The sequence below is a fragment of the Streptomyces sp. NPDC050315 genome (assembly GCF_040655775.1).
Lineage (GTDB): Bacteria > Actinomycetota > Actinomycetes > Streptomycetales > Streptomycetaceae > Streptomyces.
In genome coordinates, this window is record NZ_JBFAKN010000012.1 from 153,512 (window position 1) to 179,871 (window position 26,360).

General features: G+C 70.3%; 23 protein-coding genes. 9 read left to right on the forward strand and 14 right to left on the reverse strand.

Going from position 1 to position 26,360, the window contains the following annotated elements:
- The first annotated feature begins 6 nt into the window (after nucleotides 1–6).
- The 8 genes from AB0I82_RS33850 (at nucleotide 7) to AB0I82_RS33885 (ending at nucleotide 10,193) form a co-directional block, all read left to right on the forward strand.
- Entirely contained in the window at nucleotides 7–918 is a 912-nt protein-coding gene (locus tag AB0I82_RS33850; RefSeq protein WP_363261311.1) for a PrgI family protein, read from the forward strand.
- Nucleotides 918–2,750 (forward strand): ATP-binding protein, encoded by a 1,833-nt coding sequence (locus AB0I82_RS33855; protein WP_363261312.1) that lies wholly within the window; start codon nucleotides 918–920, stop codon nucleotides 2,748–2,750. The genes AB0I82_RS33850 and AB0I82_RS33855 overlap by 1 nt, the downstream gene beginning before the upstream one ends.
- Nucleotides 2,747–5,137 (forward strand): type IV secretion system DNA-binding domain-containing protein, encoded by a 2,391-nt coding sequence (locus AB0I82_RS33860; RefSeq protein ID WP_363261313.1) that lies wholly within the window; start codon nucleotides 2,747–2,749, stop codon nucleotides 5,135–5,137. Before AB0I82_RS33855 ends, AB0I82_RS33860 begins: the two co-directional genes overlap by 4 nt.
- Before the next feature lie 26 nt (nucleotides 5,138–5,163).
- Nucleotides 5,164–6,153, forward strand: a complete 990-nt coding sequence (locus AB0I82_RS33865) for a replication-relaxation family protein (protein ID WP_363261314.1) — start codon at nucleotides 5,164–5,166, stop codon at nucleotides 6,151–6,153.
- Nucleotides 6,150–7,073, forward strand: a complete 924-nt coding sequence (locus tag AB0I82_RS33870) for a bifunctional lytic transglycosylase/C40 family peptidase (RefSeq protein WP_363261315.1) — start codon at nucleotides 6,150–6,152, stop codon at nucleotides 7,071–7,073. Before AB0I82_RS33865 ends, AB0I82_RS33870 begins: the two co-directional genes overlap by 4 nt.
- Entirely contained in the window at nucleotides 7,070–7,954 is an 885-nt protein-coding gene (locus tag AB0I82_RS33875) for an extensin (protein ID WP_363261316.1), read from the forward strand. Before AB0I82_RS33870 ends, AB0I82_RS33875 begins: the two co-directional genes overlap by 4 nt.
- 340 nt (nucleotides 7,955–8,294) lie before the next feature.
- Nucleotides 8,295–9,044 (forward strand): hypothetical protein, encoded by a 750-nt coding sequence (locus AB0I82_RS33880; RefSeq protein ID WP_363261317.1) that lies wholly within the window; start codon nucleotides 8,295–8,297, stop codon nucleotides 9,042–9,044.
- A gap of 489 nt (nucleotides 9,045–9,533) precedes the next feature.
- Complete coding sequence (locus AB0I82_RS33885) at nucleotides 9,534–10,193, forward strand: hypothetical protein (protein WP_363261318.1); 660 nt, start codon at nucleotides 9,534–9,536, stop codon at nucleotides 10,191–10,193.
- Between the two features lie 341 nt (nucleotides 10,194–10,534).
- Here the strand turns inward: AB0I82_RS33885 and AB0I82_RS33890 are convergent, their stop codons facing one another.
- Nucleotides 10,535–10,765, reverse strand: coding sequence for a hypothetical protein (locus tag AB0I82_RS33890; protein ID WP_363261319.1), 231 nt, complete (start codon nucleotides 10,763–10,765; stop codon nucleotides 10,535–10,537).
- 410 nt (nucleotides 10,766–11,175) lie between these two features.
- Entirely contained in the window at nucleotides 11,176–11,907 is a 732-nt protein-coding gene (locus AB0I82_RS33895) for a hypothetical protein (protein ID WP_363261320.1), read from the reverse strand.
- Between the two features lie 879 nt (nucleotides 11,908–12,786).
- Here AB0I82_RS33895 and AB0I82_RS33900 point away from each other — a divergent pair.
- Complete coding sequence (locus AB0I82_RS33900) at nucleotides 12,787–13,368, forward strand: hypothetical protein (protein ID WP_363261321.1); 582 nt, start codon at nucleotides 12,787–12,789, stop codon at nucleotides 13,366–13,368.
- 367 nt (nucleotides 13,369–13,735) lie between these two features.
- Here AB0I82_RS33900 and AB0I82_RS33905 read toward each other — a convergent pair whose 3' ends face one another.
- From AB0I82_RS33905 to AB0I82_RS33960, 12 genes are all read right to left on the reverse strand, one after another.
- The gene (locus tag AB0I82_RS33905; RefSeq protein WP_363261322.1) at nucleotides 13,736–15,553 is read right to left on the reverse strand and encodes a hypothetical protein; all 1,818 of its coding nucleotides are present in this window, start codon (nucleotides 15,551–15,553) and stop codon (nucleotides 13,736–13,738) included.
- 79 nt (nucleotides 15,554–15,632) lie between these two features.
- Nucleotides 15,633–16,655 carry an AAA family ATPase gene (locus AB0I82_RS33910; RefSeq protein WP_363261346.1) on the reverse strand — a complete coding sequence of 341 codons (1,023 nt, stop codon included), beginning with the start codon at nucleotides 16,653–16,655 and terminating at the stop codon, nucleotides 15,633–15,635.
- Nucleotides 16,656–17,553: 898 nt separating this feature from the next.
- A complete protein-coding gene (locus AB0I82_RS33915) occupies nucleotides 17,554–20,277 on the reverse strand; it encodes a LysM peptidoglycan-binding domain-containing protein (protein WP_363261323.1) in 2,724 nt (907 codons plus the stop codon).
- Nucleotides 20,277–20,735: a pilus assembly protein TadG-related protein gene (locus AB0I82_RS33920; protein WP_363261324.1), complete on the reverse strand. Its 459-nt coding sequence runs from the start codon at nucleotides 20,733–20,735 to the stop codon at nucleotides 20,277–20,279. The genes AB0I82_RS33915 and AB0I82_RS33920 overlap by 1 nt, the downstream gene beginning before the upstream one ends.
- Nucleotides 20,732–21,154: a TadE/TadG family type IV pilus assembly protein gene (locus AB0I82_RS33925; protein ID WP_363261325.1), complete on the reverse strand. Its 423-nt coding sequence runs from the start codon at nucleotides 21,152–21,154 to the stop codon at nucleotides 20,732–20,734. Before AB0I82_RS33925 ends, AB0I82_RS33920 begins: the two co-directional genes overlap by 4 nt.
- A gap of 6 nt (nucleotides 21,155–21,160) precedes the next feature.
- Nucleotides 21,161–21,580, reverse strand: coding sequence for a TadE/TadG family type IV pilus assembly protein (locus tag AB0I82_RS33930; RefSeq protein WP_363261326.1), 420 nt, complete (start codon nucleotides 21,578–21,580; stop codon nucleotides 21,161–21,163).
- Nucleotides 21,567–21,764, reverse strand: a complete 198-nt coding sequence (locus tag AB0I82_RS33935) for a hypothetical protein (RefSeq protein ID WP_363261327.1) — start codon at nucleotides 21,762–21,764, stop codon at nucleotides 21,567–21,569. The genes AB0I82_RS33930 and AB0I82_RS33935 overlap by 14 nt, the downstream gene beginning before the upstream one ends.
- A gap of 34 nt (nucleotides 21,765–21,798) precedes the next feature.
- Complete coding sequence (locus AB0I82_RS33940; RefSeq protein ID WP_363261328.1) at nucleotides 21,799–22,701, reverse strand: type II secretion system F family protein; 903 nt, start codon at nucleotides 22,699–22,701, stop codon at nucleotides 21,799–21,801.
- Nucleotides 22,698–23,570, reverse strand: coding sequence for a type II secretion system F family protein (locus tag AB0I82_RS33945; RefSeq protein ID WP_363261329.1), 873 nt, complete (start codon nucleotides 23,568–23,570; stop codon nucleotides 22,698–22,700). Before AB0I82_RS33945 ends, AB0I82_RS33940 begins: the two co-directional genes overlap by 4 nt.
- Nucleotides 23,567–24,928 (reverse strand): ATPase, T2SS/T4P/T4SS family, encoded by a 1,362-nt coding sequence (locus tag AB0I82_RS33950; protein ID WP_363261330.1) that lies wholly within the window; start codon nucleotides 24,926–24,928, stop codon nucleotides 23,567–23,569. The genes AB0I82_RS33945 and AB0I82_RS33950 overlap by 4 nt, the downstream gene beginning before the upstream one ends.
- The gene (locus AB0I82_RS33955) at nucleotides 24,925–25,701 is read right to left on the reverse strand and encodes a hypothetical protein (protein ID WP_363261331.1); all 777 of its coding nucleotides are present in this window, start codon (nucleotides 25,699–25,701) and stop codon (nucleotides 24,925–24,927) included. Before AB0I82_RS33955 ends, AB0I82_RS33950 begins: the two co-directional genes overlap by 4 nt.
- 44 nt (nucleotides 25,702–25,745) lie before the next feature.
- Nucleotides 25,746–26,321 carry an SAF domain-containing protein gene (locus tag AB0I82_RS33960; protein ID WP_363261332.1) on the reverse strand — a complete coding sequence of 192 codons (576 nt, stop codon included), beginning with the start codon at nucleotides 26,319–26,321 and terminating at the stop codon, nucleotides 25,746–25,748.
- Between the last annotated feature and the right edge of the window lie 39 nt (nucleotides 26,322–26,360).

A 26,360-nucleotide genomic window follows, 5' to 3' on the forward strand; every position in this document is an offset into this window, starting at 1 on the left:
AGCCCTGTGTCCGGCCCATCCCATCTGGATGACGAGCACGTGGCCTCGGCCCGTATCCCCGCCGACGTCTCCAAGAGCGACCGGATTCTCGGCCCGCTAACCGCGCGGCAGACCGCCATCCTCGCCACCGCCGCCCTCATGCTGTACGTCGGTTACTGGCTCGCGCGCCCGTTCATGGCCCCACTCGCCTACGCCGCCCTCGTGGCGCCCCTCGCCATGGTCATCACCGTGATCGCAGTCGGGCAGCGGGACGGTATCGGCCTCGACCGGCTGCTGCTAGCCGCCCTCCGCTTCCACCACACACCGAAGCGGCACGTCCCCGCCCCCGAAGGCGTAACGGCACTGCCGTCTCCCACTCCCCGCGCCTGGCGAACACAGACCGGCCCGGCGCCGACGCCGCTGCGGCTGCCGTGCCAGGACCTCTCCGACATCGGCGTGCTGGACCTCGCCCGAGATGGTCACGCCGCCCTGGCGGTGTGCTCCACGGTCAACTTCCATCTGCGTACCGGTGGGGAACAGCAGGCGCTGACCGAGGCGTTCGCCCGCTGGCTCAACTCCCTCACCGGCCCCACCCAACTCCTGGTACGTGCCCATCGCCTCAATGTCGCCCCGCTCGTCGAAGGCCTGACCGATGAGGCGCCCCGGCTGCCGCATCCCGCGCTGGAGCGAGCCGCGCTCGCCCACGCCGACTTCCTCGACCAGCTCGCCGCCAACCGGGACCTGCTCACCCGCCAGGTCCTACTGGTGGCCCGCGAGCCGACCCCGGGCAACGGAGCACGAGCGGCACACCGTCTCACCGAGGCGGCCCGCGCCCTGGAAGCAGCCGAGATTACCGTCAGCGCCCTTGGACATGGGGACACCGCCGCCGTACTCCGCCTGGCCACCACCCCCGACGCCGCCCCCACGGGAGGTACGTAATGCCCGGCATCCTCCGCCGCGCGACCGGACCCGACCAGCAGAACGACGTGCGCAAGGAACTGGCCCAGCTCGGACCCGACGCCATCGAGGTACACGCCCGCACCCTCGCCGTCGGGGACTATCTCGCCGCCAGCCTCGTGGTGACCGGCTACCCGGCCGAAGTGGTACCGGGCTGGCTCGACCCCCTGCTCACCTACCCCGGCCGCCTGGACGTCGCCCTGCACATCGAGCCGGTCGCCAGTGCCCTGGCGGCCCAGCAGCTCAAGAAGCAGCGTGCCCGCCTGGAGTCGAGCCGCCGCACCGGCTGGGACCGCGGACACCTTGACGACCCGGATACCGAGACCGCCGCGCAGGACGCGGCCGAACTCGCCCACCGCATCGCCCGCGGCGAGGGGAAACTCTTCCGTCTCGGCTTGTACATGACCGTCTACGGCGAGAGCGAGGAACACCTCGCCGACGAGGTCGCCCAGGTCCGCTCCATCGCCGATTCCCTTCTCGTCACGACCGCGCCCGCCACCTACCGGGCGCTGCCGGGCTGGCTGGCCACCCTTCCCTTCGGCATCGACACCCTTAAGGTCCGGCGCACCTTCGACACCGAGGCCCTCGCGGCCTGCTTCCCCTTCACTTCGCCCGATCTGCCCGCAGAGGCGGCCATGGCCCCGGGCGGAGTGCTGTACGGGATCAACACCGCCAGCGGCTCGCTGGTGCTGTGGGACCGCTTCGCACAGGACAACTACAACTCCGTCCTGCTGGCCCGCTCCGGTGCCGGCAAGTCGTACCTGACCAAACTGGAGCTGCTGCGGCAGTTGTTCACCGGCACCGAGGCCTTGGTCATCGACCCGGAGGACGAGTACGTGCGCCTGGCCGAAGCGGTCGGTGGCACCGTCATCCGCCTCGGCGATCCCGACGTGCACCTCAACCCCTTCGACCTGCCGACCGGCGCAGGCGACGGCGAGGACGTGCTCACTCGCCGGGTCCTGTTCCTCCACACCTTCCTGGCTGTCCTGCTCGGCGGTGATCTGTCCGCGGCCGAACGCGCCGTCCTGGACAAGGCCGTCCTCGCGACCTACCGGCACGCCGGCATCACCGCCGAGCCCGCCACCTGGTCACGCCCGGCACCTCTCCTGGCCGATCTCGCCGCTCAGCTGACCGCCATGCCGGAGGACGCGGCCACCGAACTGTCCGCGCGCCTGGACCCGTACGTCAACGGCTCGCACCGCCAGCTGTTCTCCGAGCCGACCACCACCCGCCCCGCCGGCCACCTGGTCGTCTTCTCGCTCCGCGAGATTCCGGAGGAGCTGAAGACCGCGGGCATGCTGCTGGCCCTGGACGCGATCTGGCGGCAGGTCGCGCACACCGGCACCCGCCGCAGGCGCCTGGTCGTGGTGGACGAAGCCTGGCTGCTCATGCGCGACGGCCACGGCGCCCGCTTCCTGTTCCACATGGCCAAGGCCGCCCGCAAGTACTGGACCGGACTCGCCGTCGTCACCCAGGACGCCGACGACGTGCTGGCCTCCGAACTCGGCCGCGCCATCGTCGCCAACGCCGCCACCCAGCTGTTGATGCGCCAGGCTCCGCAAGCCATCGACCAGGTCATCGCCGCTTTCCGCCTCTCCCGCGGTGAAAGCCACCACCTGCTCGCGGCCCCGCGCGGATGCGCCCTTCTCCTGTCCGGCCGCACCAAGATCTCTTTCAGTCCGGTCGCCTCCGAGGCGGAACATGCCCTCATCACCACGGACCCGGTCGAGCTCCACGCCGCCGACCAGGTCACCGAGGCCGGCGAGACCGACAGCCCGTACGCACTCCCCGACCTGAAGGGGCTGGAGCTGTGAGCCCGCTCCCGTCGGGTGGCCTCCTCGGGACCTTCCTGACCAGCCCCGGCGACTTCTGGCACATCCTCGTGGACGGCGGTGCTGGCTACCTCGCCCAGACGTGGCCGTGGATGGCTCCGGCGGCTGCCGCCTCGGCCACCGGCGTCTTCACCCTGCGCGCTAGTCTCCGCAGGCGCCGGCAGCGCTCGCTCGCCGACGGGGCCCGGCTGGTGACGGTGCTCGCCCCACCCACCGTTCCGGAGCGCGGCGGCGAGGTGCTGTGGGCACAGCTCTCCGGTCTGCTCCGCCCGTGGTACCAGCGCCTGCTGCCCGGCCAACCGCACGTCGCCTTCGAGTACCTGTGGAACACCGACGGCCTGACCGTACGGCTGTGGCTGCCCGGCAGCGTGCCCACCGCCCTCGTCCGCCGCGCGGTCGAAGCGGCCTGGCCCGGCGCCCACACCACCGTCACCGACACCGAACCGCCCTTCCCCGAGTACCACTCGTGTGCTGCCGGCCGCCTGCGCCTGGCCCGCCCCGAAGTTCTGCCGCTGCGTACCGATCACAAGACCGATCCGCTGCGCGCGCTGCTCCAAGCAGCCACCGGCATGGCCGAGGGCGAGCACGCACTCGTCCAGGTCCTGGCCCGCCCCGCTACCGGCGGCCGGCTGCGGCGTGCCAAGCGCAGCGCGCGCCGCCTGAAGGCCGGGCGTACCAGGCCCCGCCTCAACGTGCTCTTCCGCTTGTTCTCGCACTCTCCGCAGCGCACCACGGCCGACTCCCGCGACCCGGCGCACGGGGCCGAAGTACGGCAGAGCGTCGGCAAACTCACCGGTCCGCAGTGGGACGTGCACATCCGCTACGCCGTAGCCCTTCCCCCGAAGGCCGAGAAAGCTGACGTCCGACTGCGCGGCCGGGCCCACGCCATCGCCTCCGCCTTCTCCCTCTACGCGGCCCGCAACTGGCTCGCCCGCCACCGTCTGCGCAACCCGTACGCCGTGCTCTCCGGACGCTGGTTCCCCCACCGCGGCGACCTGCTCTCCGTACCCGAACTCGCCGCCCTCGCCCACCTCCCCGCCGATCCCGATGCCCCTGGCCTGGCCCGCGCCGGTGCCCGCTCCATCACCCCGCCCCCGGCCATCCCACAGCCCGGCGCCGGCATCAAACCGCTCGGCGCTGCAGATACCGGGGCCCACCGCGGCATCGGCCTGGCCGTGCCCGACGCCCGCCACCACCTGCACCTGATGGGTGCGACGGGCTCCGGCAAGTCCACCCTGATCGGCAATCTCGTCCTTGACGACGTCCGCGAAGGCCGCGGTGCCATCGTCATCGACCCCAAGGGCGACCTCGTCGCCGGCCTCCTGCACAGGCTCCCCGCTTCCTGCGCAGACCGGCTGGTCGTCATCGACCCCGACGACGTTCACACCCCGCCCTGCCTCAACGTGTTGGACGGGGACGACATCGACGTCGTCGTCGACAACATCACGGGAATCTTCCGCCGGATCTTCACCGCCTTCTGGGGCCCGCGCACCGACGACATCATGCGCGCCGCCTGCCTCACCCTCCTCCGCCACGCCCAGACCACCAACCGCCTGGTCACCCTCGCGGACATCCCCCGCCTGCTCGGCGAGCCGGCCTACCGCCTCCGCCTGATCCCCACCGTCAAGGACCCGGTCCTCAAGGGCTTCTGGACCTGGTACGAATCCCTTTCCGAGCCCTCCCGTGCCGCGGTGGTCGGCCCGGTGATGAACAAGCTGCGCGCCTTCCTGCTGCGCTCCTTCGCCCGCCAGGCCATCGCCTCCGGCGAGTCCACCTTCCACCTCGACGACGTCCTCGACGGCGGCATCCTCCTCGCACGCCTGCCCAAGGGGGCGCTGGGCGAGGAGACCACCCGGCTCCTCGGCTCGTTCATCGTCGCCAAGACCTGGCAGGCCGCCGCCGCCCGCGCCCGCGTACCGGAGCACCGGCGCATCGATGCCGGCCTGTACGTGGACGAGGCACACAACTTCCTCACCCTCCCCTACCCACTGGAGGACATGCTCGCCGAGGCCCGCGGCTACCGCCTGTCCCTGGCACTCGCCCACCAAAACCTCGCTCAGATGCCCCGCGACCTGCGCGAAGGCATCTCCGCCAACGCCCGCAACAAGGTCTTCTTCAGCGCCTCGCCCGAGGACGCCGCCCAGCTGGAACGCCACACGCTGCCCACCCTGGCCGCGCACGACCTCGCCCACCTGGGCCCCTACCAGGCCGCCGCCCATCTCCTCGCCGACGGCGCCGAGACCGCCGCCTTCACCCTCACCACCCGCCCCATGCCACCCGCAGTCACCGGCCGGTCAGCTGACCTACGCGCCGCGGCCGCCGCCCGCGTCGGCGGCACCACCAGCCGCTCCGCCTACCTCCCCCTGTAGCCCTCCCACTCCCAGGAGGCCCGGCCATGCCCACATCCAGTACGGGCTCGAACCCCGGATACGTCCCGCGCGCAGCCGTACGCCGACGCCGCCCCGCTCAACCCACCCGCGCCCGCACCGACTTGGCCCGGCTCGCCACCCGCCTCACCGAGCGCGACGTCTGGCTGACCGAGATGCTCCACGAACACAAGGTGCTCACCTCCCACCACATCACCGCCCTCGCCTTCACCGGCCACCGCACCGCCAACCGCCGCCTGCGCGAGCTGTACTTCATGGGCGTCGTCGACTCCTTCCGCCCGCTGCGGACCGCCGGCTCCGCCCCGGAGCACTACACCCTGGGCAAGGCCGGAGCCGAACTCCTGGCCGCCCGCGCCGGCGTCGACCTGCCCGCCACCGGCTGGCGCAAGGACGCCTGCGCCCGCATCGCCTTCTCCCCCACCCTGGAACACACCCTCGGCATCAACGCCCTACTGGTACGCCTCGCCGCCAACGACCACCTGCCGCTCTGGCTCTCCGAACGCTCCGCCACCCGTCTCTGGGGCGACTGGATCCACCCCGACGCCTACGCCCACCACGGCGCAGCCGAGTCCGACCAACTCCTGCCGTTCTTCCTGGAGTACGACACCGGCTCCTACAACCTTGCCCGCCTGGAGGCCAAACTCCCCGGCTACGCCGCCCTCGCCGCCACCACCGGCACCCGCACACCCCTGCTGATCCACACCGCAACCGCCCGCCGCGAAGCCGCCCTGCGCCGCCGCCTCGCCGAACCCGCCGATCGCCTCGACCTGCCCCTCGCCACCGGCAATGCCCAACTCGCCGACCCGGCCGCGGACTCCTGGCTCCCCCTCGACTCCACCGGCCCGGCCACCGGACGCCTCACCCTCTCCCAGCTCAGCACCCACTGGACAAACGTCACTCCGGCTCTCACCCCCGACACGACCATGCCGACAACCGGACGCCCCACCACCCTGCCTTGGCGCCCGATCCCACCCCGGCCCCCGGCCGACAGGACATGAGCCCCCTGGCGAAAACGACCGCCGGCGTCGGCTGCGCGGTCGTCGCCTTGCCCCTGCTCGCCGTGCTCATCGTGATCGCGCTGCTCTCTTCGATACTGTCCGGCGGCAGCGTGTCAGCCGTACCCAGCAAGTACGCCCTGACGGACATCCCGCCGCACATGCTCGCCCTCTACCAGCGCGCAGCCCCCGAATGCCCGGGCCTGTCCTGGACCATCCTCGCGGCTATCGGAAAGGTGGAATCCGATCACGGCCGCCACCCCACCATGGTCTCCTCGGCGAACGCCGTAGGGCCGATGCAGTTCCTTCCTTCCACCTTCGCCGAGTACGCCCACCCCGTACCTCCGGGCGGAAAGAAGCCGCCCACCCCCTGGGACCCGGTCGACGCCGTCTACGCCGCCGCCCGCCTGCTCTGCGCCAACGGCGCACGCGGCGGCAAGAACATCTCCGGCGCGATCTACCAGTACAACCACTCCCACGCCTACGTCCGCCAGGTCCTCGACATCGCCGACCGCTACCAGGCCCAGGCCACCGCCCCCACCGCACAAGCCGCCACCGCAGTGGCCTTCGCCCGCGCCCAGCTGGGCACTCCCTACCGCTGGGGCGGCGACGGCCCGGCCGAGGGCGGCTTCGACTGTTCCGGCCTGACCAAGGCCGCCTACCAGGCCGCCGGCATCACCCTGCCCCGCGTCGCCGAAGCCCAGTACCACGCCACCACCAAGGTCCCCCGCGGCCAGCCCCTGCTCCCCGGCGACCTGGTCTTCTTCGGCCGCCCCGGCAACCTCCACCACGTCGGCCTGTACATCGGCCACCACCAGATGATCAACGCACCCCGCCCCGGCGCCCGCGTCCGCATCGAGGACTACCGCTGGCAGGACTACTGGGGCGCTACCAGGCCCACCGCGCGAGGAGGCGCCCGGTGAAACACCCCGCCACCCGCGAAGCCATCGGCCTCCTCAAAACCATGACCCGCGTGCTCTGCGCAGTCGGCGCCCTGACCCTGGTCTTCACCACCGTCAACGTCACCCGCTTCGCCACCAGCCGCGACGTCCCCCTGCCCATCGCCGTCCTCCTCGACCCCATGATCGGCACCGCCCTCGCCGGCGTCCTGTACGTAGACGCCCGCCTGGCCTCCTGGGGCATCCGCCCACCGGCCTGGTCCACCGCTCTGCGCTGGAGCGCCGGCTGCACCGCCGCTCTCATGAACTCATGGGAGTCACTGTGGCCAGACGGACAGATCGGCTGGCCGAGCCGTGCCGATCCGGCAGCCGTACTGCTGCACCTGACCCCGGCCTTACTCCTGATCCTGCTTACGGAAACGATCGCCGCATACCGCAGAACCGTCACCGACCTCCTCGATCGGATCGATCCGGCCGATCCGGCCGAGCCCCTCTCCCTGCCCACCGACCCCGCGCTCCGATCGGCCGACGAGTTCACCGATCCACATCCCACCACCGGCCAACCGCTCAACGCCCCAACGCCAGACGACGGGTCCGACCACGTCCTCCCGACGGTGGCGGGCGCATCACCACCCCCGCCCTGCCACGCCGGGCCCCACACCGCCGACGGCGCGCCCCGCGGCCACTCCCTCACCCCTGACCATCCACCGGCCCGAACCGGGGCGAGGTACGCCGACGTATGGCCGCGTGCCGTCGCACTGGACGACGCAGCCCGCGCCACCACCGGAAAACCGGTGAGCATCTGGCGACTACGCACGGATCTGCACATCGGCCCCGGCCGCGCCCGCCAGATCCGCGATCAGCTCCTGGATCGGCACCGCGAATCGCTCTCGCCGGCCGACTGATCGGCGACGACCCACCCCGATCTAGTGACCAGCAGTCGGCCACTCACCGATCGGGCAGCACCGACTACACCGCATCGGCCAGGCCATTACGACGCCCCTCTGACCTCGCCCAATCCGGGGACGATCCAGCCGCTTGACTTCCCGCACGGAGCGAGCGTCCATGGTCGTGGTCGATGGACCCGCGCGGGTTCCGGATACACGATCCCGCGCGCACCACCGCCCTGCTCGCCCGGGAGAAACGCGCTGCGCACGCGCCCGGCGAGCCCCTGCTGCCCACCACGGGCCGCACCCCGGCCGGGGACCTCAACCACTCTCCGCACACCGGAAACGAGGTTCCCTCATGTCCGACACCGACACCACTCCTGACGGCGCACGCACGCTACACGCCGTCCCCGACCCCGAACCGCTGGCCGGACTGACCGGAGCACCCGCCTTCATCTACACCGAACTGGTCGGCCTCACCGCCGAGAACGGTGCCACGACTGCCGAACTCGCCTTGGCCGCCGGCCTCGGCCGCTCCACCGCCGGCAAGGCCCTGGTGATCCTCGAAGAGCACGGCCTGGCCGTACGAAGCCCCGGCAGCCATGACGGCCCCCGCCGCACCCCTGACCGCTGGCATCCGGCACCGTCCCACAAGGCCGCCAACAACCAAAGCAGCCATCCAGAACCCGTCACTCCCCAGCCGGAGCTCGTCTCTGTCAGCCTCACAAAGCCGGATGCGAACTGCGCAAACAGCGGAGAGGGCCCGTCAGACACAACCGAGCCGATGGCCCCCGCGCCGGACAGCGGGAGCACGCCCGCTGCCTCCCAAGCGCCCATCGCGCAACCTGATGCGCCGACGACAGCCATCACCCTGCCGGGCGAAAGGAAGCGCCTCGCACCCGGAGCACTGCGGCAGATGGTCATCGACCACCTCCAGGCTCACCCGACTAAAGCCTTCACCGCCACCAGGATCAGCCGGGTCATCGAGAAGTCCTCGGGCGCCATCGCCAACGCCTTGGCCACGCTGGTCAAACAAGGCATCGCCGAGCCGGTGAGCGACAAGCCGCGCACCTACCGCCTGTCCGCTACTGAAACAGGCAACGAGTAGCAGCCGTAAGCTCCGGCGGCGGCCCCTCAAAGGAGGGGCCGCCGCCGAACCGCGTGCGCCCCTAAAGCACTGGGAACACACTGACCGGCAACCGCTTCCCGCGAGGGCCGGCCGGACCTTTTCACATGGGCCAGCCAGTCGACCTCGGCCGTGAACCACGACAAGGCCGACGCCTTCTCGTAGAACGCCAACGCATAAGCCCAGTGATCGAGGATGCCTTCCCGCGCCGCCGCGAAGCCGATGCCTGTGCCGCTGCCCCGCCAGGGCCCGAGGTGGGAGGGCCGCCGCGCGGGAAGGGCTTTTCACTCGTTCGCCTCGGCCGATGAGCACGCTGGTGCGTCACCCACAGCGGGCCGTACTCGTTGCCGAGGCATGGGACGACACAAACCTCGAAAGTCTCGCCGTCAGCGGGCTGCTGCGCCGTACAGCCTCCGTCAGCTGCAGCCGCCCGGCGAAGGCTATGAGGAGTGGTTCCGCGTCCGGCGCGGCATGACAGCCACCGATCTGCCGGCGGATGCACCGCTGGACGAGGAGGCCCGGGAGCTGATGGTCCGCCTGGCCGACTTGGGGCCGCTGTACGACTACGAGGTTCCCCTGGCGGCAATCTCGCTGGATATGGCCATCGACGGCGGCAAGTTGGGCCTGGCCATGGGGGAAAACGAGGCGACCCTCGTGACGCTGGATGAACTGGCGGCCCGGTTCCGTGTCCAGGGCGGGGCGGACAGGGCCGGTGAACTGCGGCAGTGTTTTCACCGGCTGCATGCTGTCGGCGCCATGCTAGTGGAGATCCACCAGGACATTCCCTTCCTTCGTGTCGTCGCGGGCAGGCCGAATCGGCCGGGCGAGGCGTGGATCTTCGATGGGACGCCGGAGAGCGGGAACGTGCCTTCCACCTGCATCCCGAACGTGGCGCAAGAGCGGCTCAGCGTCGATGAGCTCGGGGCACTGATGTACATGCGGACGTGCAAAGCGAACCTCGAGGAGCCCGATCCGGAGGAGTACGGCCTGTTCGACGGCGTCGACGGGACCGAACGTGCGCGTGCGCTCTTCGCCGAGGTGGACGCCACGGGCCTGGTGGACCACCAGGGATGCGAAGCCTGCCCGGCCGCCCACCTGTGCACCCGCGAGGACCGCACAACTGAACCGTAGCGTTCAGCACTGTCGGCTGCGCAGGGCCCGGCGCGCCGCCGCATAGGCCGCGGTGGGGAGGGTCGCCGCGCCGGCGACGGGTGCCCAGCTGGCTGACTGAGACGTCCTGGTGAAGGGATACCAGCTGCCGTCGATCAGTCGCAGTTCGATCCCGGCGCTGTCGTCGGTGACGCAGTTGTGCTCACAGCGCAGTGGCTATGTCGGTGTTTTCGGGTTCTGGCTCAGCTTCTGTGGCACCGCCGCTTGGGGTGACGTCCGGACGTCCCGTGGCATGGTTGTCGGCTGAGCAATACCCGCGCGGCCAGCGATGGGGCGAACCCGCCGCCAGCCGCGCGGCAGGCTCACTTGCCCAGGGGCAGAGAGTTCAGGGGCAGGGTGCTCAGCGGGGTGGCTCCCCCGGTCAACCCGCCTAGGCCCTGGCCGGCCATCAACTGGGATACGGTCAGCATACCGGTGAGCTGCTTGGTGAGTCCTCCCAGGCCGTCCTCGGGTGCGGCGTGAGCGGCGGGTGCCGCGACGCTTACGGCGGCCAGGGCTCCGGCGGCGATGGCCGCGGACTTCAGACACTTCATGGGTAGGTCCTCTCTCGTCATCGGTAGGCGCCGCCATGGCACAGCGGCGCCGCACCATGCGTAACGACCACGCTGCAGCCTGGAAACGATCAAGGCGGGTAGGGCCTACGTGGAGCTGGAGGCATCACCCGCACGGGCTTTGCAACGAGAGGAGATGTAAGCGGCAGGGGTAGGACGGAGAGGAGCCGACTACCGTCACTCTGCGTGGTGGACCACGGAAGTTGGACCAGAACCTGAGTTCGGGAGTCACCCGGCCTTCCTCGTGGGCCAAGCAGGGGCGTGAACTGGCGACCTCGCCCGGGACGTCAGAAACGGGCCATTAAGTGATCTTGTAGGCGGTGTTTCCTGCGCCCTGACCAGCGCGCAAGAGGAGGTGGGCAGCAGCCTGTTCAGGTTCCTGCCGTGTCCGTTCATCGGTAGCGGGGGCAGGTGAGGTGCCAGTCGTAGCTGCCGCGCATCCACGACTTCATGGCGTCGGTGAACCGCCGTACGTCTGCCTGCTCGGCGGTGGAAAGACTCTGGTAGAGGTCGGAGGCAAGGAGCCGCTGTTCGGTTTCGATATGGCGTTCCACCATGGCGTTGATGATGTTCTCCGCGCCGCGGACGGCTTCGTCCCAGGGGCAGTCGTTGTGCGCGGACAGAACGTGGACGATGTTGTCGGTGTTGCCGTCCGCCCATTCCCGGCGTGCGGAGAACAGGTCGTTGGTCATGCCGACGACGTCCACGCAGTCCTGGCGCAGGGCGAGGAGATCCTTCGATGCATGGATGTTGAGGGGGAGTTCGTAGCGGCCGGCCGCCTCCTCCCAGTCGAGGCAGATGTCCATGCCGCTGGCGCCCCGGCGAAGCGGCAGGTACTCCTCCAGGGTCGGGATGCGGCCGGCGCGGTTGTTGCGGGCCTCCTGTTGGAACCCGGCGTAGCACTCCTCCCAGTGCGCCGCGTGACGGGCCTGCCAGGTCGGGCTTGTGCGGGCGGCCAGGCGCTGCACGAGGTGACGCCAGGTGGCGACCAGCGGCGTTTCCGGCCGGCGGGCGGGACGCCCGTAGAGGGCGTCGCGGAAGGCACTGAGCTGGTCCGCAACGCGCTCGGTGTCGGCCTGCTCGGGTCCGGGCCGGTCGAGTGAGTCGTCCCAGAGCCAGCCCACCCGTGCAAGTCGTTGACCAGGTCCAGGGCCTCGCCCTGCGCCCAGGGGTAGGTGCGGGCGCAGAAGGCGGGGAAGTCCGCCGCACGGTGGGCGGCTGCGACCTCGGGGTCCCGCCACAGCCCCCGGGAATCGATCCACTCAAGGTGGCGGTCACGGGCCGGTGCGAGGTCGGCGCTGATCCGGGAGGAGAAGGGGATGGTCAAGCGGTAGGGACCGGGTAGCGCAGTGGTGGTCATGGGCGGGATGTCCCTTCGGCTGTCGCAGCCCGTAGGCGGGCGGTGCGGTGCGTACGCGATGACAGCGGCGGTCCGTACCTGCGGTCGGACCGCCATGCCGTCCGTAACAACCAATCGCATCCCTTGCACATGGCTGCGCACGACGTGCCGCCATCCTCCATATGGAAGGCTTCTTCGCCATCGCCTCGGAACACCCCGAGCCGGCGGGCGTCCTCGGCCCATGACCCGTCTGCGGTGCAACTGGATCGCGCTCGAGTACGACCGCCGCTCACCGCTTTCCTCCAGGCCATCCGCTCTCGCATCACCTGGGGCGCTCCACCTGGACCAGCGGCTTCGCCGACAGCAGGGCCCGCAGCTACGGAGGACGCCCCACCCCTGCCGGGCCGAGGGCTCAGTCGGGCAGGGCACCTCCCGTTCTCGTGAACATCGACCCCGGCATGAAAACGGGCGCCTCCCCAACTACTGCACAACCACTGTCGGAACTCGGTTCTGAGCACGCATTCCGTGAGGACGGTCGGCGCCTTTGCGGCCTTGGCCGGATCTGTCTCTGTTGCCATCTGCCGTTCGCTGCCTGGCTTCCCGTTGGTGACGGCTCTCAGGCCCCGTCTACCACTACGGATTACTCATCGAAGGAGGGGCGGCCATGACGGACGTGCTCAAGTACGGCGACCGGGTCCACATCCAAAACGGCTACAACGGCTGGAAGGGCGGGTACCTCGACACCAACGGCAGCAGCAGCGCGGGTGCCGGGGCCATGTACGGGGTTTGCACTGCCGATTCACCCACGCGCGACAAGGGCACCGGTACCTGGGAGTTACTGTCCGCCGCTGGGAAGAAGGCCGGCGATCCGGTCCGCAGCGGGGACGTCATCCACCTGCGTAATCTCTATAACGACGGCGGGTACCTGGACACCAACGGCGGAGCCGCCTCCGGGCAGACCGCGGCGGCCCAGTACGACGTGTCTACCAACAAGGAGAAGGACCGGGCTGACTCCGGCACCGCAAGCTGGCGGATCTTCGCCCAGACCTCGGCCCCCGCCGACGGTGCCGTGCGCGTCAACGATGTCGTCATCCTGTGGAACCTTTACGCCTCCACCGGCAGCTTCCTGGAGACCAACGGCGGCAATCCATCCCCGAACCAAGGCAAGTACGACGTGTGCACCAGCACCTACTGGAACCGGTCGAGTAACGTCGGCGACTGGCGGATGGTCAAGGCCCAGGCGTAGCCCCACCGCAGCACAGCAGCTTGCCTTCGCCGTGGGACGAACCGCCGTGCAGGCGGTGGCTACGCCGCTTCTCACAGAATGTGCGCCAGACCCCGGAACTCATGAACAGGACCACGCCTACGGCGAGCCAGACGCTCGCACGCCCACCAGTGCTAAGCGCCCACTCGCGCACCCAAAACCTCCCGAATCCCAGGCCGATCCTCTGCCAAACAACCGCCGTGTCCCCCGATCGCGCCGGACACCACTCCGAACGCACGTCGAACGAACTCGGAAGCGCCAAGATCCCGCCCGATCACAATGATCGAGCGGGATTTCGAGAACCATTCCTGAGCTATACCAAGAACAGTCGCATAGCCAGGTCCGGGGGTCAGGTGGTGGCCAGAGCAACGGTGGCGGCCTTACCGATCGCAGCGGCGGCCTGCGCCGGATCGGCGAGTTCGAGGACGGTGGTGCCGGGCAACGGGCGAGGGTCAGGGTCGAAGGCGAGCCACAGCACCGCGCACCCCGTAGCTCGCAGGGCGGCGATGCGCTGGGCAGCTGGGGCGGCTTCTTCGGGGCGGTAGTGGCCGTCGGAGGCGATGACCAGGAGGCGGCCCGCGCCGGGGGTGGTCAGGGCGAGGGCGGCGATGAGGGCGTCGAGGGTTTCGGCGAGGCTGTGGCCGCCGCCGTCCGCGTCGAACTCGGTCACCCGTGTCGGGGCGCGGCCGGGTGCGGTGATGGCGGTCAGGGAGCGGCGGTACGCGATGGTGGCGCTACGGGAGTCCGGGTCCGTCAGCGCGACTGCCTTGGCGACGATCCAGGCGGCTGAGGCAATAGGAGCTGCGGCGGCGCGCATCGAGCCGGACACGTCCACGGCGATGCCCACGCGGAGCGGTGGCGTGGGGAGTTGGCGGCGCTGGGTGTGGATCCAGGGCAGAGCGGTGGGGGTGGCGCCGGCCGCCCTCTGCGCGTCCCTGGCCAGCGCGCCGCGCATGTTCAGGCGCCCTGGCGGGGCTGCCGAGGCGGTGACCGTGGCGACCCGCTCCCGGTAGGCGGCGGTCCGCAGGGCTCGCGCCAGCTGCCCGGCAGCCGCCTTCTCGGCCGGGGTGGGCGGCCGGGTTCCGGTCACCGGGGAGGTGACCCGGCGGCCCCTCCCCCGCTTGGCGTCGGGGGTGAAGGGCCGTGCCCCGGGTGTGAAGACCTTCTCGGCGACCTTCGCGGCCTGGCGCTCCTGGGCCGCCTTCTCGGCCTTCGCGTGGGTCCGGGCCGGACGGGCGGCATCGACTCGGGCCTGCGCCGACCTCTGCGCGGCCTCGTTCGCGGTCACCTGGGCGGTGACCTTACCGATGGCCTCGGCCAGTTCGCCCCGCTGCCCGCCGCCCGTACCGTCCGGCGCAGGTTCGGGCTGATCCGGCTGTGCGCCGAGGGCCTGACACCATGCCTTGGCGTGTTCCAGCATCCCTGGCCCGTCATCGTCGGCGGTGGTGTGGGCGGCGGTCCAGATCCCGGCGAGGGTGCTCAGCAGGTCGGCGCCGAGGATGTGGGCGACGGCGTGTTCCAGCGCCTGGGTTTCGTCCTCGTCGAGGACTCCGGCGTCTCGGCGGGCGAGTACGAGGGCGGCGGCGTATCCGGCCTGCCACCGGTCGCTGGGGGCCTCGGCGGCGAAGTCGGTGAGGATCAGGGTGCGGGCGGCGCTGCGCAAGAACGTACGGTCGGCGGGACGGCGATCCAGGTGGGCGCCTTCAGCCCGGGACTCCTCCAGCATCTGGGCCGCCGCGTCCAGGGCTGTGCCCCGTAGCGGGGGTGGCACACTCCAGCGGCTGTGGGCGGCGTGCGCGGCCTCGTGTACGAAGGCGCCCCAGGCCACCGGGTAGCGCTCCTCGTCTCCCACCCGCGCGGGATCGATGGTGGCCGGGGCTAGCGGGGTGAAGAGGGCGGTGTCGATCTCCAGTTGGGCGATGGTGGGGTAGAAGGCGGCCGGGGCGCCGGAGCGGGTACCTGCCTCGCACGAGACGATCACGTCCTCGCGCCCGGCGATTTCGGGAAGTCGTTCGCTCAGGGCTGCGGCGATGCGCAGCCACTGCGCGGTGTGCGGGCGGGTACGGGGCTCGTAGGAGGGGCCGCCGTCGTCCTCCCAGCGGGCGAGGTCTTGCTCGATCTCGGTCACGGCGGGCGGGCAGGGCAGGAAGTGCGGGATCACGGGCATGGCTGATCGTCCTTTCAGGAGTCAGGGATGGGGCCGGCCGGGGCCGGAACCAGAAGGGGCTGCGGGTTGTGGCCAGCGGTCAGAGCTGGCGGCCCAGGGAGAGGGCGGTGACCGGGCGGCCGATGGCCTTGGTGACGATCTCGGCGACCGTGTCGCGGTCTTCCAGCGGTGCGATGCCGACCAGGTTGGCGAAGGCCGCCTCGGTCCCGAGTACGTCGGCGATTTTCTGGAAGGCGATCAGTTCGCGTAGCTGGGGCGCCCACCCAACGTCGCCCGCCTGCTGGTGGAGGGCGATGTTGCGGGCGATCCGCACCGCCGTCCGGTTGATCTTCAAGGAGGCGGCCAGGTCGTAGTCCGAGCCGACCTGGATCTGTACCGAGAACCGGGAGGCGAGCGCCTCGGTGAGGACCGCGCCGTGGACACCGGGGTTGTGCCCGGCGATCACGTAGAAGCCGTCGGCTGCGGTGATCGTCTCGCCCTTGTGCGCCTTGACCTGGATCTGCCTGCGTCCATCCATCGCCGGATACAGGGCGGCCAGGACCTTGGGGGAGATCAGGGTGGCGTCGTCGAGGAGCAGGGCGCGGCCTTCCTGCATGGCGTTCACGAGGGGGCCGTAGATGAACTCGTAGCCGCCGTTGGCGTCCTGGGTGTACTCGCCGATCAGGTCGCCGACCGTGGTGTCGCCGTCCCCGGCCACCGTGATCAGGTCCGGGAAGGCCGCCTCGATCAGCGAGGTCTTCCCCGTGCCCGGCGGCCCGTACAACAACACGGCAACCTGCGCCTCTCGCAGCTTGCGCAGGGCCTCGACGTCCGGCAGCTGCGCCAGCGCCCGGGGGTGGTACTGCAGGCCGTTGGGACGGGTGACCGGCTGCGGGCGCCCGTTCGACGGCGGAGGAGGTGCTGGTGTTTGCGGGGCGGCCTGGTGCAGCACCGGGGGCGTGGCACCCGGGCTCGGTGGAGACGGTACGGCGCGCTGTGCGGCGGTGGCCGTGGTCGAAGTCGACCTGTACATACGCGGCTTCATGCCGACGCGCTCCGCCTCGCCCCGGCAGACGAGCGTCTCGCACGCATTGCCTACCGCCCCTCCCGAGTGCCCGAGCATTCTCGCCAGCTCCGTGACGCTGAACTGCGCTGCCGCATTCGCCGCCAAAACCTGCGCGACCGCCGCGCGCAACTCCCCCGGGCGCGCCTTGCCGCCCGTGCCAGGTGGCGAACTGGGAGGCACCATCGGGGAGTTCTGTGTACTGGGGGTGGACACCTGCGTCGTTGGACTGGAGGGCGGGGGTGGAGGTGCGGCGGTACCGGTCATGGTTCGAGCCCCTTCGTCGACTCACGGAGGCGCCAATTCGAATACGGAGTCGGAGCCTTTTAGGCAAACCTCACCCGTCATCCGATATCAGGCGGACCTCATTAGCGGGATTTCCATTCCCGGTCTTTTCGGGAACAATTTAAATATAGCTCGACTCGCGCCCCGCCTGAAGTCGAATTTGGGCTTGATAATGCTGGAATTCTCGTGAATTCACGACGGAAATTCAGGGGACCTCGGGGACTCACGATCCCTTGCGTCGTGCGCACCGCGCCGCGCGACGGCTTCGAAGGCACCACAGGCACCCGACCTCAGCGGAAAAACGAGTGTGTGTACCCATAACCTCTGTCCGCCCCGGATGCCGGCTCGGCAGCGTGCCAGCAGGTAGCTGGGACCCCGCACGCCATGCAGTGGAGAAGAGCAGAGGAAATTGGCAGGAATTAAATGTCATTGACTGAGAGTGGAAAGGGATTACGCGGAAGAGCAGGCCACCAGACGTACACGTGTAGGCGGGCGGGCCGCAGGGGTGAGCAGATCGGGACAGAAACTTGTACCGATATGCAGGCTGGCCCGGCCCGCGTTGGCAGACCGGGCCCTGACCTGGGCCGATGCGGGCGGCGGGGTGCTCCCATGCAAGCAGGACGGCAGGACGGACCCCTATGGCAGGACGCCAGTTGGGACGGATCGCCGGACGTCAACGATTGACGGATGCGCCACGCCCCGACGACCGACCGGCCGCGACTCGACTCCTCGGCGGTTGGTGCCTCTCCTGCAACAGCGCCAGCGTCGCTGGCTCGGGCTCGGCGTCAATGCCGGCAAGGCGTTCGGTGAGCAGGGACAGGGTGCGCTGGGCGGCATCGTCGCGCTCAAGGGCCAGTTGGAGACGGATGATGCGCCGGTAGACGTGTTCGTTGGCGGGGTCGAGGTCGGCGGCCTGGTTGAGCAAGGCAAGGGCAGGTTCGGGGTCGGCGGAGTTTTTACTCGTGTGCTCGGCGAGCAGCATCAGTGCGTCCACTGCCCGCCGGTGCAGCTCCGCGCGCAGTCCGTGGACCCACAGGTAGTCGGCGCCATCGCACAACGGGCCCGAGTAAGTGTCGGCGGCACGCTGGAGGACCGAGGCGCGCGCATACGGGGAGTCCGCCGTGGTGACCTGCTTGAGGACGCTCACGAAGGCGGCCACGTCGGTGGAGACGTATTGCGGATCGAGGCGGTGCACCTGCCCGCTGAGTACGACGAAGGCCACCTCCTTCTTTCCGGTGGCGGTACGGAAGACGCGCCGAGCAGCGCGTCGGAGATTTTCCAATTCCGCTTTTGCCTCGACAGGGTCGTCGGACAGCTGCATCTTCTCGGCGATCTCCTCGCCGCGCAGCCCAGACGGGTGCGCCGCGAGCAACGCGATGAACTCTCGGGTTTCTTCTTTTCTCGTGTCAGCGAGCGCGCATTCCTTGCCGTGGACGAACAGCTTGAATCCTCCGAAGAGGCGGATGTGTACGGTGCGCGCCTGGCCAGGGTCCTGGTTCTGCTGGGCACCCGTGGCCGTGGGAGTTGGCCGCTCTTCGCGCTGTGGGGCCGCAGCAGGAGCAGGTTCCGGCTCGGGGTCCTCTGACTCGTCATGCGAGGAGGAAGGCGGGCTTTGGCGACCGTGCGCGGCGTGCAGGGTGTCGAGCATCTCGGTGGCTGCCTCGGGTGCGAGGAGGAACATGGTGCTCTTATCGAGAGCCGCGATGGGACCGGAGACCGCACCGTCCGCCTGGATGGTGAGCCGGTGGCGTACCAGGTCACCGCGAGAACCGACACTGACCACGGCGAGTTGACCGGGAGCAGCGCGCGCAGCAAGCGCGGACAGACGCGTCGATTCGACACCTGCGCCGTCCAACAGCAAAACCGCCAGAGCAGGTACGCCCTGGTCCAACGAGTCGGAAGTCAGGGCCTGTTCGGAGCGAGCGTGTTCCAGCAGGGCGTGTTCGGCGGCTTCCAGGGCCTCGGCGGCCGTATCAGTAACCGTCCAGGCTTGTCCCCCGGTGTACGCCTGCGCTCGTGGCAGCAGCCGGTGCAGGAACGTCTTGTCCGTGATCAGGGACACCCCGGGTGAAGCGGGGCGCAGGCGCAGGGCGGCCCCGGCGATGGCGATAGCCAGATGACGGGCCACTCCTTCGGCTCCCGGACCGGTCAACTGCACCCCACCGCCGTGGGCCAGGGCCTCGATGCGTACTTCACGGCCCGCCTTCTCGGCGATGGCGACCGTACCGGGCTGTCCGGGTTCGGCCGGCGCCAGGCGCCGCGGCACAGAGTCGGCATCGTGGTGCCGAGCAGCGCGGGCTTTGAGGTGAGCCTGGTTACTGCGGTGCAGCGCGTCACTCAGCAGCAGGTCGTCGTCCTGAAGCGGCGCAGCGAGGTCATCGATGCGCGGTGAACGGCGGCGGGCAGCACGCCAGCGGGCAAGGCCGATGGCCGCGGCAATGCCCGCAGCGGTGGTCACACCGATGACGGAGGCCGTACCGATCGGGACCGCCACCGGGCGTTGCCCTGTGCTCTGATCTTCGTCTTGCTCTTGGCTTTGCTGGTCGCTGTCAGCGTGGGACTGCGGCGGTTCCGCAGGCTCAGCGTGGTCGGCGGATGGTGACCTGTCGGGCTTCGGGGCCTCAGTCGGCGGTCGTGGAGACTGGTCAGGGGCCTCGGCCCGGGACGGAGGCGACGAGGGGCTGGTCGAGGGCGGGACGGGCAGGTGCAGTCTCCAGCCAGGTCTGATCAAGTCCGGGTCGGAGAGCAGGCTCCCGTCGCTCTGCCGGATGGTGCAGGACAGCTGGTAGATCTTCGGCCACAGCAGCGCGTCGCCGAGGCGTTGTTCAGCGATTCCCCAGAGCGTGTCGCCGCGCTGGACAACGTAGACCGTGTACTCGGGCTGAGCCTCTTGTTTCGGGGCCACGTGCCGGGGCGCAACAGCGGCGACGGTTTCCGCACCAGGGCCCGAACCGACGGCGGTGGCTTGCGCGGTGGGCAGTCGCCATATGCCGATCATGGCCAGGAGCAGCGTACCGACGAGGAGGGTCGCGGCGGCCCGGTGCACCGGCAGGCTCCGGGCGCGTTGCCGCATGAGTGCCGTGTCGAGAACGAGCGCGGGCAGGCGTCCGACCAGCCACAGAGCCTCGCGCGCCAGAGTGGCCATGAAGTATCCCCAACAGGCCCAGCCCACCAGCGCGAAGAGCTGGAGCACGAAGGGGTCGCTGACCGGCTGCCCCAGGCGGGTCAGCAGATCGTCGAGGGAGACGATCGGGTCGGGCCAGGGCGCGCCGATCGTGACGATGAGTACGTACGGGATGCCGGCTACGGCGGCGGCCAGAGCGCTGCCCGAGGCGAGGAACCGTATGGCGGCGGCCAGCCGACGGGCCGTACGACGAGATGGCGCGGTCGATGGCATCAGCTGTCTTCCTTCCCGTCCTCGTCCCAGGGGGTCGCTGCGCCGCGTTCAAGGTGCGCGGTGGCGGACGCGGTGGTCGTCAGACGGCCCAGGCCGACCAGCGAAAGAACCTGGGTCTTCTGGACGTGGGTGACGGTCACCCGTGCTTCGTCCCCGGTCACATGGATGCGGGCCGTGTCGCCGACCACAGCAACACGAGCAGAGGCCGCTGCCCTGGCCGCAGGGGCGTTCAGCCGCATGCGGTGGGTGGCGCGCAGGTGCGGCAGGTCGACCTCCTGGCAGGCGGCGCGGGCGGCCTCCTGCGCGGTGTCAGCGGCTCGTACCTTGCCGGCCAGCGCGAGTCCGCCGTCGATGACGAGCCCGGCGAACAGAAAGAGTCCGGCCGCCGACACCACGACGACCGCCGTCACCTGCCCGGAGTCGCCGCGCGGTACCCACCGCCGCTTCGTTCGTCTCATGTCTCCACCCCTCGGTACCGGTCCACTACGGAGGCGGCCGACGCCGTGACGGACACGCTCGACATCCCGGGTACGTCCAGGACGGCGCGGCAGGTCACCGTCACGCGCACCAGCCCTCCCGGGGCGAAGCCGCCCAGGGCCGGAGCGACGCGAGGACTCGTGCAGGAGGACCCTGCCCCGGCCAGGCTGCGCCGAGCCTCCCCCTCGGCTTCAGCCCGCGCCTCGCCGACGGAGCGGGCCAGGGAAGCAGCCCGAGCGGCTTGGTGGGCTGCCTCGTCGGCGTCCAGTCGTGCACCGGCGAGCTTGCCGAGGGCCACCGCGACCAGGGCCAGCAGGATCAACAGTGGGGTGACCAGGACGAGTTCAGAGGTGGCCGATCCGCGGTCCGGTGCCTCGGTCGGGCGTGTCCACAGCCGCATGCCACCTCACCCCGCCGTCCAGCGCTCGCTCGGTCCGGCCGCGTGCCCGGCCACCCGTAGGTGCAAGCCGGGTACGACTGCGAGGACCTCGCCCTGGATCCGTACTGCGACACGCTCCGCGCCACGACGAACGTCCACACTCGGACGAGTCAGTACGCGGCCGCCCAGCAGGCGCAGTGTCGCGGCAGCACGCGCGTCACCGGCCGAGGCGGTGCCATCCTGGGCGCGGGCCGCGGCCAAGGCCCGCGAGGCGGCCGTCTGTGCGATGTGCTGCGCATGCGCAGCAAGCGCGAACTGCACGATGAACAGCAGCAGGAGCATCAGCAGGGGCACCACAATCACCAGCTCGGTCGTGCCCGCACCCCGGTCCGTGCCGTCCGTACGTCGCCTGCCACGCCACCTCGGCGACCGCCTACCCGAGCCCAAGGTCGATCCCGTTGGCCTTGGCCGTCACCTTGGCGACGATGATGCCGACGACCGCAAGGCCCATGACGACGAGCAGGGCAGTGACGATGACGGTCTCCGTGGAGTACCCGCCGTCCTCCGCCATCGACTTCCTGACCTTCCGCGCCCAAGCCTGGGCCCGCCCCTTGGCTGCACGAACGTTCACGACGACTCCTCTGCGAAAAGTGATGTGGGGGTTGCTACAGCCCTGCCAGAACGTTCTGCAGGGCCGGATAGCCGATGAAGATCAGGAAGCCTCCGAAGAGGACGACCACGGGCAGCGACATCCGTTCGGTAGCGGACTGGGCCGCGCCGTCGGAGTCGGCAAGCGTGCGCGTGCGCATCGAAGCGGCCTTGGCCTCCAGCGAGGTACGAATCTTGGCGCCCTCGCTGCCGGCGAGTGAGACGGTGGCCGCGAGTTCCGCCAGTTCCCGCACCCTCGTGCGGGCACCGAGGTCGCCGAGCTCGTGCCAGACGTTCCTGCGGCCCACCTCGGCTGCGGTCAAGGCCCGGCGCAGTTGAGCCGCGCCCCATCCATGCAGGCCCCCTGCGCCGTCCGTGAGCGCCTGGTGGATGCCGGCACCGCCCGCCAGCGCGATGACCACCAGGTTGAGGAAGACGGCGAGGGTGTACCGCAGTTCCTTGCGGCGCTGCCGGGCGGCGCTCCGTACCGAGAGATCCGGGGCGAAGAACAGCACCGTGCCGACAGCCAAGGAGCTCAGCGCTGTCGCTTGCAGACCCAACCCACTCCCGGTGAGCGTCCAGCACAACAGCGAGACAGCGCTCGGCGCGAGCAGTCCGAGAAGGAAGGCGGCGGCCTTCTCCGCCAGCAGGCGCTCGACGGGCACCTCGGCGACGGCGAGGTCCCGGCGCAGGCCCTCCGTGGGAAGCCCGCACGCCTTCAGCAGGGGTACGGCGCGCCGCCCCAGCCGGGATGCCCACTCTCCACGCCCGCTGGCTCCGGCGCTGTGCGTAACTACGGGGGCCAGGGGCCTGCCGAGCTGCGCCAGGGTGTCCGCGAGGGAGGCTCGGGGCGGGTTGATGCCGTACACCGTCAACACCAGGAAGCCACCGAGGCCGAGCCCAAGGAGAATCGCCGTCACCGCGGGGTCACCTCCCCGGAGGCGAGTCGTACGTTCCTAAGGACTCGGGGTTCCTCCTCCAGAGCGGCGATCTTCATCAGCCACCAGAAAGCGAGGCCGAACAGGCCGCCCACCAGCGTCAGGACGAGCTGTCCCTCGGCGGTTCCGTAGGGCGCAAGGTAGGGGCGATTGAGGAGGACAAGGCCCACGGCCATGCCCAGGGTTGTACAGGTGATGACGCGTACCGAGGTCCGCACTCGCGCACGTCCGGCATCGATCTTCAGCCTCATCGTCACCTGCTCCCGAGTCGAGGAGGCAAGCTGCCCCAGGAGGGAGGCGAGCTGGCGAGCCTGGTGTTCGGCGGCCATGACGAGCGCGGCGGTGACCATGTCGCAGGTCGCGTCGTCCATCTCGTCGGCGAAGGCCCGCAGCGCTTCGCCCAGCGGCTGCCCGTCCTCAATGCGAGCCGCCAGGCGCGCGGTCTCCTCCCGGAGGGCAGGCGGTGCGACAGGAGCCGTGGCCAGGATCGCCTGCTCCAAACCCGCGGCAGCCGAGAGGGTGTCGCGCAGCATCTCCGCCCATACCGCGATGGCTTCGAGCTTGGCGGTACGGGCCGCGGCTCGGCGGTCTCGCCCCAAGAGCCGTGGCAGGGTCAGGACCGCCACGAGGGTGAGCAGGGCGGCCACCGGCCAGCCGGTGATGACCGCCGCCAGGCCGGCGGCGGCTCCGGCTGCCAGCCACTGGCGTCCGCTCGTCCCGAGCGGCGGCCGGAACCGTCGTCGTGTAGACGGTTCGCCGGGTGGACGCGGTAGCGCCCCGCCCACCAGGAGCCCGATCGAGAGGGCGAATCCCGCGCCCAGCAGCAGGCCGATGACCACCCCTTGGGTCATGAGGTCCTCCCCCGCCGCTCGCCACGCAGCAGCGCTGCGTCCAGTCCGGCGTCGACCAGCTCGTCGAACGTCTCGGTCCGTACCGGCGCCCCGGGAACGGCGCGCCCGTCGGGGCCGGGTTTGTAGACCTCGTTGGAGACGATCTGGGAACCGTCCGCGTCCACGACCTCGCGGATGGAGTCGATGGCGCGCCGCCCGTCCGCGTCCCAACCCAGGTGCAGCACGAAATGGACGGCGGAGGCGACCAGCAGGTTCGTCGCTTCCAGCGACAACCGCTCCGGAGACTGCGCGGCGTACGCGGCCAGCTTGGTGAACACTCCGCGCGAGGTGGAGGCGTGGATCGTCGAGAGAGAACCGTCGTTGCCCTGACTCATGGCGTTGCACATCGGCACCACCTCAGGCCCCCGGATCTCCCCGACGATCACTCGGTCCGGAGACATCCGCAGCCCCCAGCGCACCAGCTCGGCCTGGTCGACGGCGCCCTCGCCCTCCAGGTTCGCCTCGCGCGCCTGCAGGGCCATGACGTTCGGGTGCGCCACTTGGTCCTCGTGCAGTCCGAGTTCGAAGGTGTCCTCGATCGTCACCAGTCGCTCATGGGGCGGGATCACCGAGGCAAGTGCGCGGGCCAGCGTGGTCTTCCCTACGTTCGTGCCGCCCCCGATGATGATGTTCTTCCGGGCCAGCACCAGTGCCGTCAGAAAAGCCGCCAACCGCCGGTCGCACACACCGAGCCGGTCGACCAAGTCATCCATGGTCGCGCGCTTGAAGCGGTGACGGCGGATCGTCAGCCCCACCCGGTGTGAGAGCGCCATCACCGCGAACAACCGCGAGCCGTCCGGCAGGCAGATGTTCAGGCTGGGAGATCCACGGTCGAAGCGCCGCTCCTCCAGCCCCGAGCGCGCCGCGATCTGCCGTACGAGATCGACCAGCTCGGCATCGGTGGCGCCCACCGGTCCACGCTGCTCCTCGGTTCCGTCGGCATAACGTACGAAGACGTTGTCCGCACCGTTGATCTGGATGTTTTCGATTCGCTCGTCGTCCAGCAGCTCCTGCAGCGTGCCAAGCCCGAACAGCTTCTCCATCACCGCACGTTCGACGGCCTGCCGCTCCCCGTCGCTCATGGCGGGTCTGCCCAGGCGGAGCCGTCCCTGATTGTGCGAGGCGATCTCATCGGCAAGCAGCTTCTTCGCCAGCGACCGACGCTCGTTGCTGTTCTGGACCGGCAGCCCGGCCTCACTTCGGGCGTGCGCAAAACCGGTCAGGGCCTGAGTGATGTTCTCCCGGAACTTCTCGGCAACCGACTGTCCCTCGATTACTTGGCCCTTGAATGCTTGCCCATCGACCGCGTGCTCCGTCATCGAGCTCCTCCCTCCCCGGCCGGGTCCAGGGCCGGCCCGTGCAGGGCCCCCGTGGCGACCTGCGCCAGCTCTTCGGCCAGTCCGCCGCCCCGACTACCGGTCTCCACTCCTGCCAGGTGACGGGCCAAACGGGCGGCAGCTCGCGCCAAGGGTGAGCGGCGCCACCGCCGCTCGGAGAGGCGCCCCGCGCCACCCAGTGCGGCACCGGCCCGGGCGTCCCAGGGCACCAAGTGGCTCTGACCCGCTTCCATCTCCAGAGCCTTGGCGACGTCGGCCTCGGCGTAGCGGCACTCACCCACCACGACCAGCTCCGGCTCGGCTGCTGCCAGCCACTCGGGGCGCGCCGCGACATGAGCGAGCGCGTCCTTGCTGCCCCGAGTCACCAGCACCAACTGGTCCGCTGCCTGAGCCAGCTCCCGCGACGCCGCCGCGCCGAGATGCCCGAGGTCCAACAGCACGGTGCCCTCGCTGTCGCTCTCGCCGCGCAGCACCGCCGGGTGCGCCGCAATCTCCGCGACGCAGGGCGCAGCCTGATCCATTCCGGTCGGGGCCACCACCACGCGCAGGCCGCCGGGGACCTCCTGAGTACAGCCGTCGAGCCCCGCCTCCGCACCATCCTGGCGGGCGCCGGCCGCGAGCGTGAGCAGCCCCGCCATGTCCGACAGCCCGAACCGTACGGCGAGATCGCCACCGGCCGCGTCCGCCTCCACCACCACGGGGCGTGCCCCATCAGCCGGCCACGCCGCGGCGAGCGCCAGAGCGAGCGTGCTCACCCCTGGTGCCCCTTTCAGCGAGCCGATCGCCACGATCTGCCGCATCACGACACCCGCTTAACCGAGTCGCTCAGCACCGCGATCCGTGGATCGGCCAACTGCGCCGCGCGCCGCACCGCGCCTGCGTCCATGAGCACGGTCACCGCTCCCTTACCGGATGCCGACTGCGGCTGCCGTACCGCGTTCACCACGCCCAGTACCGGATCCGGCGCTTCCGCCTCTCCTTCATCAGCGGCACGCCCGTCCGGCAGCGTGCCCGGCACCACGGCAACCCGCTGACCGGCAGCCAGTCCTGCAGGCAGCATCCCCGGCTCCACACCGACGACGACCAGCGCCTGCCCGTCCGGCGGGAACTCCGCCGAGTCCCCCACGTGCCCGAGCGCGAGCAGCTCACCAGCCACCAGCGGCACGACCGCTCGCCGCCCCACGACAGCCTCCCGCTGCCCTGCCGGGACCACCTGCGTGGCGTCATCGACACCAAGACGTACGACGCCCACATCCCGCGCCTCGATCACCGCGCCCGCCGCAACCGGATGCACCACAGCCAGCACCGGCTGCCGCTCCCCGGCTCTTCCCACCATCCACGCGACACCGCCCGCGCAGGCGATCGCGCCGGCCAACCCAAGCGCGATCAGACCCGGACGCCACCGGCGACGCTC

Bases quoted from the DNA above. Each gene is read 5' to 3' on its own strand.
- AB0I82_RS33905 (WP_363261322.1), bottom strand. From the start codon at position 15,553: ATGCCCGTGATCCCGCACTTCCTGCCCTGCCCGCCCGCCGTGACCGAG.
- AB0I82_RS33890 (WP_363261319.1), bottom strand. From the start codon at position 10,765: ATGAAGTGTCTGAAGTCCGCGGCCATCGCCGCCGGAGCCCTGGCCGCC.
- AB0I82_RS33855 (WP_363261312.1), top strand. From the start codon at position 918: ATGCCCGGCATCCTCCGCCGCGCGACCGGACCCGACCAGCAGAACGAC.
- AB0I82_RS33885 (WP_363261318.1), top strand. From the start codon at position 9,534: ATGACAGCCACCGATCTGCCGGCGGATGCACCGCTGGACGAGGAGGCC.
- AB0I82_RS33915 (WP_363261323.1), bottom strand. From the start codon at position 20,277: ATGCCATCGACCGCGCCATCTCGTCGTACGGCCCGTCGGCTGGCCGCC.
- AB0I82_RS33910 (WP_363261346.1), bottom strand. From the start codon at position 16,655: ATGCTCGGGCACTCGGGAGGGGCGGTAGGCAATGCGTGCGAGACGCTC.
- AB0I82_RS33950 (WP_363261330.1), bottom strand. From the start codon at position 24,928: ATGACGGAGCACGCGGTCGATGGGCAAGCATTCAAGGGCCAAGTAATC.
- AB0I82_RS33880 (WP_363261317.1), top strand. From the start codon at position 8,295: ATGTCCGACACCGACACCACTCCTGACGGCGCACGCACGCTACACGCC.
- AB0I82_RS33870 (WP_363261315.1), top strand. From the start codon at position 6,150: ATGAGCCCCCTGGCGAAAACGACCGCCGGCGTCGGCTGCGCGGTCGTC.
- AB0I82_RS33925 (WP_363261325.1), bottom strand. From the start codon at position 21,154: ATGCGGCTGTGGACACGCCCGACCGAGGCACCGGACCGCGGATCGGCC.
- AB0I82_RS33865 (WP_363261314.1), top strand. From the start codon at position 5,164: ATGCCCACATCCAGTACGGGCTCGAACCCCGGATACGTCCCGCGCGCA.
- AB0I82_RS33920 (WP_363261324.1), bottom strand. From the start codon at position 20,735: ATGAGACGAACGAAGCGGCGGTGGGTACCGCGCGGCGACTCCGGGCAG.
- AB0I82_RS33900 (WP_363261321.1), top strand. From the start codon at position 12,787: ATGACGGACGTGCTCAAGTACGGCGACCGGGTCCACATCCAAAACGGC.
- AB0I82_RS33945 (WP_363261329.1), bottom strand. From the start codon at position 23,570: ATGACCCAAGGGGTGGTCATCGGCCTGCTGCTGGGCGCGGGATTCGCC.